The 15,148-nt window shown below is 64.3% G+C and carries 7 protein-coding genes; 4 read left to right on the top strand and 3 right to left on the bottom strand.

Going from position 1 to position 15,148, the window contains the following annotated elements; genetic code table 11:
- Positions 1-82: 82 nt before the first annotated feature.
- From Q3Y64_RS10875 to Q3Y64_RS10865, 3 genes are read left to right on the top strand one after another with little or no spacing between them, the layout of a single operon-like run.
- Positions 83-2,797, top strand: coding sequence for a PD-(D/E)XK nuclease family protein (locus Q3Y64_RS10875; RefSeq protein ID WP_303561756.1), 2,715 nt, complete (start codon positions 83-85; stop codon positions 2,795-2,797).
- On the top strand, positions 2,797-3,525 hold the full coding sequence (locus Q3Y64_RS10870; protein WP_303561754.1) for a trypsin-like peptidase domain-containing protein: 729 nt from the start codon (positions 2,797-2,799) through the stop codon (positions 3,523-3,525). The genes Q3Y64_RS10875 and Q3Y64_RS10870 overlap by 1 nt, the downstream gene beginning before the upstream one ends.
- Before the next feature lie 31 nt (positions 3,526-3,556).
- Positions 3,557-6,877: an exodeoxyribonuclease V subunit beta gene (locus tag Q3Y64_RS10865; RefSeq protein ID WP_303561751.1), complete on the top strand. Its 3,321-nt coding sequence runs from the start codon at positions 3,557-3,559 to the stop codon at positions 6,875-6,877.
- A gap of 45 nt (positions 6,878-6,922) precedes the next feature.
- On the opposite strand, the gene Q3Y64_RS10860 is transcribed toward Q3Y64_RS10865, so the two are convergent.
- A complete protein-coding gene (locus Q3Y64_RS10860; protein WP_101943054.1) occupies positions 6,923-7,612 on the bottom strand; it encodes a DUF3334 family protein in 690 nt (229 codons plus the stop codon).
- 256 nt (positions 7,613-7,868) lie between these two features.
- Entirely contained in the window at positions 7,869-11,309 is a 3,441-nt protein-coding gene (gene mfd, locus Q3Y64_RS10855; RefSeq protein ID WP_303561748.1) for a transcription-repair coupling factor, read from the bottom strand.
- A gap of 342 nt (positions 11,310-11,651) precedes the next feature.
- On the opposite strand from mfd, the gene Q3Y64_RS10850 reads away from it, so the two are divergent.
- Positions 11,652-13,529 carry a hypothetical protein gene (locus Q3Y64_RS10850; RefSeq protein WP_216821738.1) on the top strand — a complete coding sequence of 626 codons (1,878 nt, stop codon included), beginning with the start codon at positions 11,652-11,654 and terminating at the stop codon, positions 13,527-13,529.
- Positions 13,530-13,590: 61 nt separating this feature from the next.
- On the opposite strand, the gene malQ is transcribed toward Q3Y64_RS10850, so the two are convergent.
- A complete protein-coding gene (gene malQ, locus Q3Y64_RS10845; protein ID WP_303561745.1) occupies positions 13,591-15,087 on the bottom strand; it encodes a 4-alpha-glucanotransferase in 1,497 nt (498 codons plus the stop codon).
- Between the last annotated feature and the right edge of the window lie 61 nt (positions 15,088-15,148).

Raw genomic sequence — 15,148 nt, 5'->3', positions numbered from 1 at the left:
GCCTTGCGCGCATGCGACAGAACAGGGCGCAGCGCCGCAAAGGCCTGCGCCTTTTTCTTTGCGCTTCTGGCAGCATTGTGGGATGACTTGCATCCGGCATTCCATTGAACCCGATGCGCACTTTCTTCCTCAGTGCGCGGCGCAGATTCTCAGCTTTCTGAACCCGGCTAGCGGGCCGGCGGATCTCTCGGCTGCGAGCCTGCTACTGCCCAATCTCAAGCTCGCGCCTGCCTTGAGCGATGCCCTGCGCGGGGCGGCGGGCGGGCCGCTGCTCCTGCCGCGCATCGGCACGCTCTCCAGCCTTGTCGAACCTTGGCTGGCGCAGCATCCGGTGATGCCGGACGCGCGCCGCCAGCTGATCCTGCATAGCCTATTGAGGCGCCAGAACTGGCTGGACGAAGGCATGCTGTGGGACGTGGTCGCCGAGCTGACCCAGCTCTTCGATACGCTCACCGAATACGCGGTCAAACTCCCCGAGAACGAAGCCGAATTGCTGGATAAGCTCGAACGCGGCTTCACCTTGAAAGACAGCCAGCCGCTTAACTTCGAGGCGCGCCTGGTGAACACCCTGTGGCGGGCCGAGGCCGAGGGCGAGCTCTCTCGCGCCGCCGCGCGTCTGCTCGCTGCGGCGGATTGGGTGGCGAGCCTCACCGACCCGCTGATCGTGATGCTCGAAGCCCCGCCCAGCGCACCGCTGCAGGCCCTGATCGAGCAGGCCGCCGCGCGCGTGCAGGTGCTGGTGCTGGAACCCGCGCGCACCGTGGCCTACGGTGCCTTGGCCGAACTGCTGGTGCGCGCCTGGCCCGCGAAGCACGATGCGCCGCCGCTGCGCGCACGCATGGCCGGCTTCAACGCCGATCAGCTTGAAGCCGCGAGGGCACGCCTGCGCCTCGTCGAAGCCGATAGCCTCGAAGACCTTGGCGCAGCCGTGGCCCAACAGGTCATCGATTGGCTCATCGAGGGCCGCCGCGAGATCGCCCTGATCGCCTGCGACCGCCTCGCCGCGCGCCGCGCCCGTGCGCTGCTGGAGCGCGAAGGCGTGCTGGTGCAGGACGAAACCGGTTGGAAGCTCGTCACCACGCGCGTTGCGGCGGTCGTCGATGCCTGGCTGGAGGTGATTGCCTCGGATGCCTGGCACCGCGCGCTGATCGATCTCTTGCGCGCGCCGCTGCTGTTTGCCGACCTCGACCCGCTCGCGCGCGGGCAGGGCGCGGATGCGGTGGAGCGCGTGATCCGCGAGAGCAGCATCGCCAGCGGGCTGGACCGCCTGCGTGCGGAAGCCGTCGAGCGCCAGATGCCCGAGGCGCTGCCGTTGCTGGATCGCCTGATCGAAGCGCGCGCCGCACTCCGCCCCAGCGCCGCCGGCACGCTGGCGGACTGGCTGCGCCGCCTGCACAAGAGTCTCGACCTGCTCGGCGCCTTGCCGCACTTCAATGATGATCAGGCCGGCCTGCACTGGCTGGAGTGGCTGGAGACCCGCGCTGCCGAGCTCACCGATCCGGCCGATGGCGAGGAAGCCCGCGAGCGCAGCTTCCGCTTCGCCGCCTGGCGCACCTGGTTCAACCGCCAGATGGACGCCGAGCTCTACCGCGACGAGAGCATCGCAAGCCCGGTGATCATGACCCACCTCGCCGCCACCCGCCTGCGGCCGTTTGACGCGGCCATCGTCATCGGTGCGGACGCCGAACACCTCGCCCCCCCCGCCGCGCCCGGCTGGCTGACCCACGCCGGCGTGCGCCGCGAGTTGGGCCTGCCGGCGCTGGAACTGGACCGCGCCCAGCTTCGCGAAGACCTCGCCGGCCTGCTGCTCGCTAGTGACGCGACAGTGATTGCCTGGCAGAGCCTGCGCCGCGACGAAGCCCTGATGCCGGCTGCCGAGGTGGCCGTGCTGGAAGCCGCGCTGCGTCTCGCTGTTGGAAGTGGCATCGTGGACAAGGCCGCCCCGCGCGCCTCTCCGGCCAGTGTCGATGTGGAACTCACCGCTGCCGCTGCGCCCAGCGCGCCGCCCGCGCGGGTGCCGACGCGCGTCTCGGCGAGCAGCCTGCAGACCCTGATCAATTGCCCCTACCGCTACTTCGCGCGCTACGTGCTGCGCCTCGCCGAACTCGACGAACTCACCGAAGGCATGGAGAAGAAGGACTTCGGCGAACTGCTCCACCGCATCCTGCGCGAGTTTCACGAGCAATACCGCACGCTGGATGGCCACAGCGACGCGGCATTGCTCGCCGCGCTCGAAGCCCACACCGAAGCCGCCTTTGCCGGCGTGGTGGCGCGCAACTTTCAGGACCATGCCTGGCGTCTGCGCTGGCGCGCCCGGCTGGCTGACTACATCGCCTGGCAGCGCGAACGCGAGAAAGCCGGCTGGCGCTGGCAGGGCGGCGAAATCGAGGCCAGCCGAGAACACGAGATCAGCCCCGGCCGCGTTCTCACCCTGCAGGGCCGCATCGACCGCGTCGATAACGACGCCGAGGGCCAGCAGGCGCTGCTCGACTACAAGTCCCGCGCCATCAAGCCCTTGCGTGATCAGGTGCAGGACCCGGACGACGTCCAGCTCGCCTTCTACGCGCTGCTTACCGGCCAGCGCGTGGCCGAGGCGGCCTACGTCGCGCTTGATGGCGACGAACTTGCGGCCGCGCCGCTGGCCGAGCCCGAAGAGCGCGCTGGCAGCCTGCAGGACCTGATCGACGCCAGCTTCAATGCCATGCTCGACGGCGCAAGCATGCCCGCACAGGGCACGGCGGGGGCTTGCCAGTATTGCGAGATGCGAGGGCTGTGCCGCAAGGAGTGGGTGGGCTAATGATGAGGTTATTTCCGCAAGAGGTTGTCGACAGGCTCTCTCAAGCCGTTCAACCGCTGGTTTTTGAAACTGGAGTCGAAGAGGCTCCATATTCCATTTCTGGGACGACCTTTCTTGTCGGTCATGAGCGTTCTTCTTATGTTTTAACAGCACGCCATGCTTTGAAGCCTGAAGACATAAGGCCTGTTTGCATCTTTCCAAGCGATACGTCTCAGCGTGTAATTCCTTTGAGCGATGTGTTTTTTGTTTCACAGGATGATTGCACAGAGGACTATGCAGACATTGCTGTCATGTCGATTGACATGAAACGCCAGCAGGAAAGCGAGATCGGCGATGCGGTTTTAATCGATCTTGGTAAGGCGTTAGGTGACTGGAAAGCAGAAGCATTAGATGCCGAGTTCGTCGTGATGGGATACCCAAACGATTTGTCGTTTGTGGACTATGACGAGGAGCTTTTGCATTCCGAAAGAGTGACGTTGCGTGCGCGATACATTGGTAGTTCGTTACCGCATTTGCATGTGCTGGAGATCGTTCAGCCGCATTCCTTGAAAACCTTTGGTGGCTTTAGTGGTAGTCCCGTTTTCATGTGTGTTTGTCACCGTGGCAAGACGTTGATTCCTACTCTCTGCGGGATGGTTCTTCGCGGCACCGCGTCTGCTGGGCGTATGCATTTCGTCGAGAGCTCGACCTTGGTCGCCACCTTGAACGCATTTCGCCTTCAGAGCTGATGTTTGGCTGCTATCGAATTGAACTGACTATATGACTCCAGAACACCGCCAACACCAACGCTTCCTCGCCCTCGACCCCACCCGCAGCGTGGTGGTCGAGGCCTGTGCCGGCAGCGGCAAGACCTGGCTGCTCTCCGGCCGCCTGCTGCGCCTGCTGCTGGCTGGGGTCAAGCCCGGCGAGATCCTCGCCATCACCTACACACGCAAGGCGGCGCGCGAGATCGAGGCGCGCCTGCGCAGCCTGTTGGCTGAGCTGGCGCGAGCCGATGACGACGCGGCGCTGAAAATTCTGAGCGAGCGCGGCCTGACGGCGGCGGACGCGGCGGCGGCGCTGCCGCGTGCGCGCGGGCTGTTTGAGGCGGTGCTGGCAGCCGAGCCGCCGATCACGATCACCACCTTCCACGGCTGGTTCGCGCGCCTATTAGGCGGCGCGCCGCTGCAGAGCGGGGTGGCCGGGCGCATGCTGGACGAGGCCGCCGGCAGTCTGCTCGACGAGGCCTGGGCCCAGCTCGCGGCCGATTGCGCGCGCGCGCCGGACGGCCCGGTGGCGAGCGCGCTGCTGTGGCTGTATGCCGAGGTGGGCCGCGCGATGAGCGAGAAGCTGCTGCGCGCCTTCGTGGATCGGCGCGCCGAGTGGCGCGTGTGGCTGGATACACAGGGTGGTGTGGAAGCGGCGCTGGCCGCGCTCGATGCAGCCTTCGGCGCGGGTGGCGATCCGTTCGCCGAGTGCTTCACGTCGGCGCGGCTGGCGGAGCTGGAAGACTTCGCGCGCCTGCTCGGGCTGAACACGGCCGGCGATCAGGCGCTAGGCAATGCGCTGGCGCAGGCGGTGGTGGATCTGCGTGAAGCCTTCGACAAGGATGTAGGGCCGGCTTCAGCCGGCGATGTGCGGCTGAAGCCGCACCTACAGGATGATGCGGGCCCCGCATTCACGGCAATCCGCGCTGCCTTCCTCACCGCCACCGGCAGCGCACGCGCGCGCAAACCCAGCGCGGCGCAGGCCAAGCGCCTCGGCGCGGGGGAAGACATTTATCTGACGCTGCACGAGGCCTGGAGCGCGCGCCTGATCGCGGCCATCGAGGCACAGCAGGATCAGCGCAATGCGCTTTTCAATCGCCAGGCGCTGGTGGTGGGCGAAGCCCTGCTGGCGAAGCTTGAAGAACTCAAGCGCTCACGCCGGGTGATGGACTTCGGCGATCTGGAAGCCGAGATCGACAAGCTTCTGCACGCCGAGGGCACGGCGGCCTGGCTGCAGGCGCGGCTGGATGCGCGCTACCGCCACATCCTGCTCGACGAGTTTCAGGACACCAACCCACTGCAATGGCGCATCCTGCGCGCCTGGCTGGACGGCTATGCAGGAACGGGCGTGGCCAAGCCCGGCGTGTTTCTGGTGGGCGACCCGAAGCAGTCGATCTACCGCTTCCGCCGCGCAGAGCCGAAGCTCTTTGCGGCGGCAGGGGAATACTTCCAGCGCGAGTTCGGCGCGGAATACGTGAACAACGCCCACACCTTCCGCAATGCGGCCGGCGTCGTCGAGCTGGTGAACGCAGCCTTCGACGGCATGCCGGGCTTTTCGCCACAAACCACCGAACAGGCGGCACTGCCGGCGCGCGTGGAGCTGCTACCGCTGATTCCGGTGCCGGAGGCAGTGGAAGAGGAAGCCGGCGAGGGCTGGCGCCTGCCGCTGGAGGCGCCGCGCGTGGAGGCGGAAGACTTGCGCCGCGCCGAGGAGGCCGCGCAGCTCGCCCGCCGCATCAATGAAATGGTGGGCTGCTGGCAGATCGGCAGCGGGGCCAAGGCGCGCCCCGCGCGCTATGCCGATGTGCTGATCCTGACCCGCGCCAAGACGCGGCTCTCCACTTACGAGGCGGCGCTGCGCGAGGCCGGCATTCCCTTCGTAAGCCCGGGGCAGGGCGGGTTGCTGGCCACCCTCGAAGCGCAGGACCTGCTCGCCGTGCTGCGCTTTCTGGCCGACCCGGCCGACAACCTGCGCCTCGCGCACAGCCTGCGCACGCCGGCCTTTGGCTTCACGGATGAAGACCTGCTGGCCCTCTCGGCCGAACGCGGCCCGTGGTGGCCGGTGCTGCGGCGGCTGGGGCAGGCAGGCGAACGCCCGGCGATGCGCCGCGCGGCTGACTTGCTCAGCGGCTGGCTGGCGGCTTCGGCCCACCTGCCGGCGCACGACCTGATCGACCGTATCTTCCACGAGGCGGACTGGTTCGCGCGCACCCGCGCCGCCTTGCCGCCCGCGCTGTGGCCCGGCGTGCATGCCAACCTCGAAGCCCTGCTGGAGCTGGCGTTGAACGTAGATGCCGGGCGCTACCCGAGCCTGACGCGTTTCGTCGACGAGTTGGCGCGTCTGTCGGCAGCCGATGAGGAGGCACCGGACGAAGGCCTGGTTGCTTCCGCAGGAGAGGGCCTGGGCCGCGTGCGCATCATGACCATCCACGGCTCCAAAGGCCTGGAGGCACCGATTGTGTGGCTGATCGACGCCAACGCCACGCCGCGTAATGCCGAGGGCTATGGCGTGGTGATGGACTGGCCGGCGGAGGCTGATCTGCCGCAGCACTTCTCGCTGCTCGGCCGGGTGAGCGAAGTCGGCCCGGCGCGCCGCGCCTTCCTGGAAGCCGAGAAGCTGGCAGCCGAGCGCGAGGAGCTGAACCTGCTCTACGTGGCGATCACCCGCGCCGAACAGGTGCTGATCGTTTCCGGCATCGCGCAAGCGCGCAAGTCCAGTGTGGCAACGGCCTACAGCCGCATCAGCGAAGCGATGCTGAAGATGGGCGCGGAGCAGGGGATTGCCGGTGCGCTGCCTGAACTGATCCGCGAGGCGGACTTTTTGGGGGCGGCAGGCAGCGAAGCGACCGTGCTGCCGCGTCATTCCGTGCCGCGCGTGGGCGAGCAGCGCCAGCGTGCGCCGCAGCTGGTGGCTGCAGAGGCGAATGCTGCAGGGCTGGCCTTCGGTACCGCCCTGCATGGCTGGCTGGAGGCGCACTGTGCGGGCTGGCCGCTGCCCAAGGTGGATACCTTAGTGGAGCAGGCGGCACGCAAGCTGCTCGCGCGCCCCGCATTGACACGCTTCTTCGATCCCGCGCAGTACCAGCGCGCTGGTAACGAGACGAGTTTTGTCGGGCATGACGGCAAGCCCGGCCGCATCGACCGCTGGGTGGAATGCGAGGATGCGATCTGGGTGCTCGACTACAAGAGCGGCCATGCGCCAGCGGATGCGCTGCTGGCGGATTACCGGCTGCAGATTGCAGGCTATCGCGCGCTGCTGACTTCGGTTTTTGTGGGCAAACCAGTGAAGGCCTTGCTGGTCTTCACTGAGGGCGGGGAAGTGGTGGTGGACTGAGGGCTGGACTGGCTGCCTTTGTAGCTCTCTCCTGGCCCGGTGGTCTTACATGCCCAGATCATCCAGCAGCTTGTCGTGCCGGCCTTCTCCGCTGGGGCGAGTTTCCACTTCTGTTTGTGCATCGGCCTGGGTGCGGGAGAGCAGCTCATCCGGATCCTGGGCGGCCTGAGGCTCGAAGTCGTAGAGCTGGATGAACTCGGTCCGGTCGATGGCCATTTCCAGATAGAAGATGTTGTTGCGGCCGGTGTGGAAGGTCACCCGGCGGGCTTCCGGCGTATCAATATTGGTGTCCACGCTCAGCATCACCTGCTTGTTGATGACCAGCATCTTGGGCTGACTCTGGGTAATGTGCGTCTGCAGTTCGTTCGCCATGGTGGCCACGAACTCTCCCACGATCTGATTCATCAGCTCGCCCATGACGTTGGCCACATCGTCAGAGGTATGTGCCGCGGCGAGATCGGTTTTGCTCATGCCCATGTTGAGCATGTACTGCTCATACAGCTCCATGGCAGCAGGGGCTGAAAAATTGAGCACCACCAGACCGGAGAACCCGCCATCAAACAGCACGAAGCAACCGATATCCGGCTTCAGGCAGGTCTTGCTGATCCGCTGAACCATGCCTGAGTAGCGGATTTCGCTATGACTTGCCGATGTGAGCACTTGTTTGACGGCGTTGCATAGACGGATCAGTACATCTTCAGTACCGAAAACGGCGTGTGGCGCGGTGTGTGTCATGGCGAGATTTGTCCGGTAAGGCGGCATTGGCCGCGAAAGTTCTGCCTTGCGGGCTCGTTCGCCCAATCTACGAAGAACGCCCCGGCATGTATTGCTAACGGCTTTAAGCCTTGAAATCTGAAGAGGCCTTGCAGAGCTTGGCTATGGCAAACCGGGGCCCTTTGTCTGGTTCATGCCCCTGATAGGGCAGAAAGAAGAAAGCCACGCTTGGGGCGTGGCTTTCATGTGCTGCAAAAGCGATGATCTGCGAGGAATGCTAAGCGGATAGTTGCTTCAAACAGTTCCGCACTTTGTTGACGCGCTCTGCGAACGTATCTGCGGTGATGCTGATGGTGAGCTTGTCCTGCCCGGCGAGTTTCCAGTTCCGGTTGTTCTGGATCAGCTTGATGATCTTGATCGGCTCGATCGGCGGATTGGGCTCAAAGTGCAGATGGATGCGGCCTTCAGACGCGTCGATCTTGATGATGCCCAGGGGTTTTGCGGCGATGCGCAGGCGGTGGGTTTCGAGCAGCGCCTGGCCTTGCGCGGGCAGCTCGCCGAAGCGGTCGATGAGCTCTTCCTGGATGGCTTGCAGTTCGTCCACGTCCTCGCAGTTGGCCATGCGCTTGTAAAGCGTGAGGCGCTCCTGCACATCCGGGCAATAGGCGTTGGGCAGCAGGGCCGGGGCATGCAGATTGATTTCGGAAGTCACGTCCAGCGGCTGGGCCAGATCGACTTCCTTGCCGTTCTGCAACGCCTTCACTGCGCGGTTGAGCATCTGCGAATACATCGCGAAGCCGACCTGCTGGATCTCGCCGGACTGGTTGTCGCCCAGCACCTCGCCGGCGCCGCGGATTTCCAGATCGTGCATGGCGAGGAAGAAGCCGGAGCCGAGGTCTTCCATCATGGTGATGGCCTCCAGGCGCTTCTGCGCATTGGCGCTGGGCTTGGCGTTGGCATCGGTCAGGAGATAGGCATAGGCCTGGTGGTGCGAGCGCCCCACACGTCCGCGCAGCTGGTGCAATTGCGCGAGGCCGAAACGATCCGCCCGGTTGATGACGATGGTGTTCGCCGTGGGGATGTTGATGCCGGTTTCGATGATGGTGGTGCACAGCAAGAGGTTGGCGCGCTGGGCGGTGAAATCCTTCATCACGCGTTCCAGCTCGCGCTCGTTCATTTGGCCATGGCCGACCACGATGCGCGCTTCGGGCAGCAGCTCGGTGAGTGTGTTGCGCATGTTCTCGATGGTGTCGACTTCGTTGTGCAGGAAGTAGACCTGACCGCCGCGCTTGAACTCGCGCAGTACGGCCTCGCGCACGATGCCCTTGCTCCAGCCCTGCACGAAGGTCTTGATGGCGAGGCGCTTCTGCGGCGCGGTGGCGATTACCGAGAATTCGCGCAGGCCTTCCATGGCCATGCCCAGGGTGCGCGGGATCGGCGTGGCGGTGAGGGTGAGGATGTCGACCTCAGAGCGCAGGTTCTTCAGGGCCTCTTTCTGGCGTACGCCGAAACGGTGCTCTTCGTCGATGATCACGAGGCCCAGGCGCTTGAATTCAACGTCTTTCTGCAGCAGGCGGTGGGTGCCGATCAGGATATCCACCTTGCCCTGCGCCAGCATCTCGATGGCTTCGGCTTGCTCCTTGGCGGTCTTGAAGCGCGAAATCTCGGCGACTTTGATCGGCCAGTCGGCGAAGCGGTCGGCGAAGGTCTGGTAGTGCTGTTCGGCCAGCAGCGTGGTGGGGCAGAGCACGGCGACCTGCTTGCCGTCGGCCACCGCGATGAAGGCGGCGCGCAAGGCGACTTCGGTCTTGCCGAAGCCCACGTCGCCACACACCAGCCTGTCCATCGGGCGGCCGCTACGCATGTCTTCGACTACGGCGTTGATGGCAGCGAGCTGATCCGGTGTTTCCTCGAAGCCGAAGCCTTCGGCAAAGGCTTCCAGATCGTGCTGCTTGAAATCGAACTTGTGGCCTGGGCGCGCGGCGCGTTTGGCATACAGCACCAGCAGTTCGGCTGCGGTGTCGCGCACCTGCTGGGCGGCTTTGCGCTTGGCTTTTTCCCACAGCCCTGAACCGAGCTTGTGCAGCGCGATGTTCTCGGGGTCGGCGCCGGCGTAGCGGGTGATGACGTGTAGTTGCGACACCGGCACATAGAGCTTGGTGTCCTCCGCGTATTCCAGATGCAGGAATTCGGTGTCGCCTTCGCCCATGTCCATGTGAACGAGGCCCAGATAGCGGCCGATGCCGTGGCTCTGGTGGACGACCGGGTCGCCGATCTTGAGTTCCGACAGATCCTTGAGCCAGCCTTCGACCGTGCTCTTGCGGGCATCCCGGCCGCGTCCGCGCGGCCGGGCCTGGGCGGCGTAGAGCTCGTTTTCGGTGAGGATCGCGATGTTGGCACCGGGCATCACGAAGCCAGCAGAGAGTGGTCCACTGGCCAGCCCGAGGCGGGCGTCGGTGGCGAGGAAGCCGGCCAGATCGGTACTGGCGGCGGGTTTCAGATCGTATTCGTGAAAATACTCGGTGATGGTCTGAGCACGGCCGGCTGACTCGGCCAGCACCAACACCCGCCAGGGGAAGTTGTCGAGGTAGTGCTTGAGTTTGTGCAGCGGGTCGCTGGCTTTGCGCTCTACGCCAAGATCCGGCAGCGCCGAGCTGAGCGCGTGGCCTTCATTCTTCTCGCCCATGGCGACGCGTGGCAGCCCTTTGGCGGCAAGCCAGAAAGCCTCGGCCGGCAGGAAGAGTTGCTCGGGGGGCAGCAGGGGCCGCGCGCGGTCACCGGCCATCAGGCGGTAGCGGCTATTGGCCTCGACCCAGAAGGCTTCGATGGCGGCAGGCACATCTTGGTGGGTGACCAGCAGCACATTCTTCGGCAGATAGTCGAAGAGGCTGGCGGTGGCATCGAAGAACAGGGGCAGGTAGTACTCGATACCGGCGGAGGCGACGCCGTTGGACACGTCCTTGTAGATCGGGCTCTTGGTCGGATCGCCCTCGAAGGCTTCACGGAAGGCGGCACGGAAATGGCTGCGCCCCTTGTCGTCCATCGGGAATTCGCGTGCCGGCAGCAGGCGGATTTCCGGCACTGGATAAACGGTGCGCTGGGTGTCTGGATCGAAGGTGCGGATGGTGTCGATTTCGTCATCGAAGAGATCGATCCGGTAAGGCAGCTTCACGCCCATCGGGAAGAGGTCGATCAAGCCGCCGCGCACCGAGAATTCGCCGGGGCGCACCACCTGGGTCACATGCTCGTAACCGGCCAGGGCCATCTGCAGTTTGAAGGCCTCCACATCCAGTACCTGCTTGGCCTTCATGAAGAAGGTGTGGCCGGCGAGATACTGGGGCGGTGCCATGCGGTACAAGGCAGTCGTGGCCGGCAGCAGGGTGATGTCCGACTCGCCCTTGTGGATCGCGTAGAGCGTGGCGAGGCGCTCGGAGATCAGATCCTGATGCGGCGAGAAATTGTCGTAGGGCAGGGTTTCCCAGTCCGGCAGCAAATGCACGCGCAGGCCCTGGGCGAACCAGGCGATCTCTTCGACGAGGCGCTGCGCATCAAGCGGATTGGCGGTGATGACGATCAGCTTCTGCCCACTGGCCGCGAGCTGGGCGAGTGCGGCGGCATCCGCCGAGCCGTGCAGGCGCGGCAGGTCGAAACGCTGGCCGGGCTTGGGCAGGCTAAAGGCGGCGAGGGGCTGGAGCGGGGGCAGGGCTGGGGAGCTCATCGTGGTGTGCAGCAATGGAAAACGCCGCGCAAAAGCCCTTGCGGGCTGCGCGGCCGGTGTGGCGGGGCAGGTTCTGGTGCGCCGGCCGTACTAGCTGGCCAAGCGTTGACAGGAGCGGATTATAAGGCGTCCGGGCGCGGCCGATGCTGCGCGGTGATTTTCGGCCTCGTCTGCAGGCATGGGTTTCCGTTCGACGGAGCTATCCGCACTCTGGAGGAAAAGACTTGATTGCAGTATTGAACAATCCTCAAGCTTCGCCTACCGGATCCGATTGACATGCCGCAGAGCAAGGGAGAGCGCCCACAGGGAGCGCAGGGATCCGCAACATTATTGGAGAAATAGATGAAGCTGAACCCTCTGTTTGTCGGGCTGCTCGCGGCATTGCTGGCGAGTGGGGCCCAGGCCGCCAATCGGCCGTCAGGCTATACAACCATCTGCAAGGAAGGGGCTGCCTGTAACGTGGCGAGCTCGACCAAAGTCGCTTTTGGTCGTGCCAATACTTTCTTCTACCGGCAACTTACAGGTGCCTTTACCTGTAGCCAGGCAACCTTCGGTGCGCGAATTCCCGGGGGTGTGAATGAATGTTCGGTGCCGTTGGCAGGATCGAGCAGCAGTTCGTCGGCCGCGTCGTCGAGCGCGCTGAGCAGTTCGAGTGCCGCGAGTTCTTCGGTTGCGAAATCCTCTGTTGCCAGTTCTGTCTCCAGCAGCGTGACTTCCTCGCGGGCCGCATCGTCGGTGGCTGTTTCGAGTGCCGCAGCTTCTTCCGTGGCTTCCTCGGCAGCTTCGTCCAGCAGCAGTTCGGCCGCGCAATGCAGCGCCTATACCTGGCCGAAGTACACGCCCGATCTGAACTACGACATGAAGACCGATAGCACCAATGCCACGGTGAATCCGGCCAACTTCAAGCTTTATCTGGGTTGCAACGCCAGCCTCGTAGCTGGCTACAAGACCTCCGGGCGCTTTGCCTTCATCTGGGGCAAGAACCGCAACCCGGCCATTACCGATGCCCACATCGATGCCTTGCTCGCACACATGAACAAGGACGCCGACTACATCCACAACGTGATGGGCTGGCCGGTGGACAAGCTGCAGCAGCAAGGCTACTTCAGCAACATCTATCTCTTTGGCTCGGGTCTGTGCACCGACAGCGCCAGCAATACCGAGAAGGGGGGCTGGCAGAGCGGTATCAATGGCTATCCGATGGTGTTGCTGTCCTACTACCCGGTGGTGACCGCCAGCGAGTACAACGGCGTCACGCATGAATACATTCACGCCATCATGGCCAGCATGGGCAACAAGGCAGCCTGGTTCAACGAAGGCTCCAACACCTGGCTGCAGATGACCATGACGGGCAATCGCACCGGCTCGCGTGGCGTGGGCTTCCTGGATGGCGCACCTTTCCTGGCTCCGCACATGCCGATCGAGAACTACAGCGGCTGGCTGCAGGACGGCACTTTCGGCGGCCCGAACGCTGAAGGCGTGCACATGGAAACTGCGAGCGGACAGCAGATCGGCACCTGGCGGGAATACCTAGGCGGCAACCAGTACAACGCGGCCTTCTCCCACTTCATCGCGCTTTATCTGTCTCAGGGTTCGAACGCCTGGATCTGGAAGAAAGGTACGCAGAACAACATCCTGGCTTCGCTTTCCGAAGGTCTGGGTGATGCGCAGACCCGCCGCCTGATCACTGAATACCGTGCCCGCCAGGCCATGGTCGACTTCGGTGTCTGGACGGATGGTTTCAAGGTGCCCATCAATGACAACTGGGCCCGCACCATCGTCTCCGAGGGGTCGGCTGGAGGCTACTTCAAGCAGACCAGCCACAAGCTGAGTTTCTACGCGGCCACCACTCAGAGCAGCACGACCCTGATCCCGGCGACCGATACCTTGCCGGGCTGGAGTGGTGCCAACCAGATCCCGTTGAAGGTCAGTGGTAACAAGGTGCGGGTCAACTTCCAGCCGTTGGGCAACAACATGCGCTTCCAGCTGGCCTACCGTGCAGCCGATGGCACGGCGGTCTATAGCCAGCCGGTGGAAAGCGGTGAGTCGTGTCTGGATCTGAGCAAGGCGCCGAAGAACGGCGTCGTGGTCGGCATCGCCACCAGCACCGATTATCTCTACAGCGGCGAGGCTACGCGCAAGGCCAAGTATGACTACCGCGTCCACCTGCTTGAAGGGGTGAGCGGTACGGCTCCGCTCTACGACAAGTACTACCAGTAATTCAAGTTCTTGAGTCCTGGCCGTTCTCCCGCTTTGGCGGGGAACGGCCTTTTTTTCGGACTCAGCGCCGGTAAAGCCGGCACAGGCTGGCGAGCAGTTCGCCATGGCGCGGCTGCAACTGCGCCCATTCGAAGCGCCATTGCCAGTAGCCCTCGGCCTTGCCGGGGAAGTTCATGCGCGCTTCCGAACCTAGCCCGAGCACATCCTGCAGCGGGTGAATCGCCGTGTCGGCCACGCTGGCGCAGGCGGCGCGAATCAGGCTCCAGTGGATGTCGTCGCCGCTGCAGGCGAGGTAGTCGCGCACATGCTGGCGTTCGGCCTCGCTGATTTCGGCCCACCAGCCGCGCGTGGTGTCGTTGTCGTGGGTGCCGGTGTAGACCACGGTGTCCGGGCTGTAGTTGTGCGGCAGGTAGGCGTTTGCGCTGCGTTCCTCCCCCTGACTGCCAAAGGCGAAATGCAGGATGCGCATGCCGGGCAGGCCTAGTTGCTGGCGCAGCGCGTCGACCGCCGGAGTCAGGATGCCCAGATCCTCGGCGATGATCGGGAGCGGGCCCAGCGCTGCGCTGATGGCCTCGAACAGCGCAGCGCCCGGGCCGGGCAGCCAGCGTCCCTTGATCGCATTGGGCTCGCTGGCCGGAATCTCCCAGTAGTCGACGAAACCACGAAAGTGATCGATGCGCACGATGTCGACCAGCTCGAAAGTGCGACGGATGCGGGTGATCCACCAGGCGTAGTGCTCGGCTGCGTGGGCGCTCCAGCGATACAGCGGATTGCCCCAGCGCTGGCCCTCTGCGGTGAAAGCATCCGGCGGCACGCCGGCCACTACCTGCGGCTTGCCATCCGTATCAAGTTCGAACAGATCGGGCCGGGCCCACACTTCGGCGCTCTGATAGGCGATGAAGATCGGTGCGTCGCCAATGATCTGGATGCCTTTTGAATGAGCATAGGTTTTGAGTGCATGCCACTGGCGGAAGAAGGCGCACTGACAGAATTTCCAGAAATTGATGCGCTCGGCATGCTGCTGGCGTGCTTCATTCAGCGCGGCGGGCTCTCGCCGGGCCAGCGGCGCAGGCCAGTCGCACCAGTCCTGCCAGCCATAGTGGTCGGCGAGTGCCATGAACAGTGCGTAGTCGTCCAGCCATCCGGCCTGCGCGGCACAGAAATTGGCGTAGTTCTGGCGGGCCTGACTGCTGGCGGAGAGGAAGAAACAACTGGCGGCTTCCTGCAGGCGTGCCATGCGCCAGGGGACGACAGCGGAGAAGTGGATGGCCGTGCCGCTGAACGCCGGATCGGGCGTGAGCGTGGCAGGCAACCAGCCTTGCGCCTGCAACTCGGCCAGATCGATCAGCAGCACATTGCCGGCAAAGGCTGAGCTGCTCATATAGGGCGAGTTGCCGGGGCCAATGCCGCCGAGTGGCAGGATCTGCCACAGCGACTGGCCGCTGGCGGCGAGCCAATCGATGAAGTGGCGCGCTTCGATGCCCAGATCGCCAGAACCATGCGGGCCGGGGAGCGAGGTGGGGTGGAGGAGGATGCCGCTGGCTCGGGGGAAGCGCATGGGGTGAGTCCTTTTTGCTGCAGATACAGAAGATATTTGTAGCCCGGATGGAGGCTGAAGG

The organism is Uliginosibacterium sp. 31-12 (genome assembly GCF_030548425.1).
Lineage (GTDB): Bacteria > Pseudomonadota > Gammaproteobacteria > Burkholderiales > Rhodocyclaceae > Uliginosibacterium > Uliginosibacterium aquaticum.
The sequence above is the reverse complement of the archived record's forward strand: the minus strand, read 5'-3'. Positions and strand labels throughout refer to the sequence as shown.

Excerpts from the sequence above, each read along its gene's own strand:
- Q3Y64_RS10870 (WP_303561754.1), top strand. The coding sequence starts at position 2,797 with ATGATGAGGTTATTTCCGCAAGAGGTTGTCGACAGGCTCTCTCAAGCC.
- mfd (WP_303561748.1), bottom strand. The coding sequence starts at position 11,309 with ATGAGCTCCCCAGCCCTGCCCCCGCTCCAGCCCCTCGCCGCCTTTAGC.
- Q3Y64_RS10875 (WP_303561756.1), top strand. The coding sequence starts at position 83 with ATGACTTGCATCCGGCATTCCATTGAACCCGATGCGCACTTTCTTCCT.
- Q3Y64_RS10850 (WP_216821738.1), top strand. The coding sequence starts at position 11,652 with ATGAAGCTGAACCCTCTGTTTGTCGGGCTGCTCGCGGCATTGCTGGCG.
- malQ (WP_303561745.1), bottom strand. The coding sequence starts at position 15,087 with ATGCGCTTCCCCCGAGCCAGCGGCATCCTCCTCCACCCCACCTCGCTC.
- Q3Y64_RS10865 (WP_303561751.1), top strand. The coding sequence starts at position 3,557 with ATGACTCCAGAACACCGCCAACACCAACGCTTCCTCGCCCTCGACCCC.
- Q3Y64_RS10860 (WP_101943054.1), bottom strand. The coding sequence starts at position 7,612 with ATGACACACACCGCGCCACACGCCGTTTTCGGTACTGAAGATGTACTG.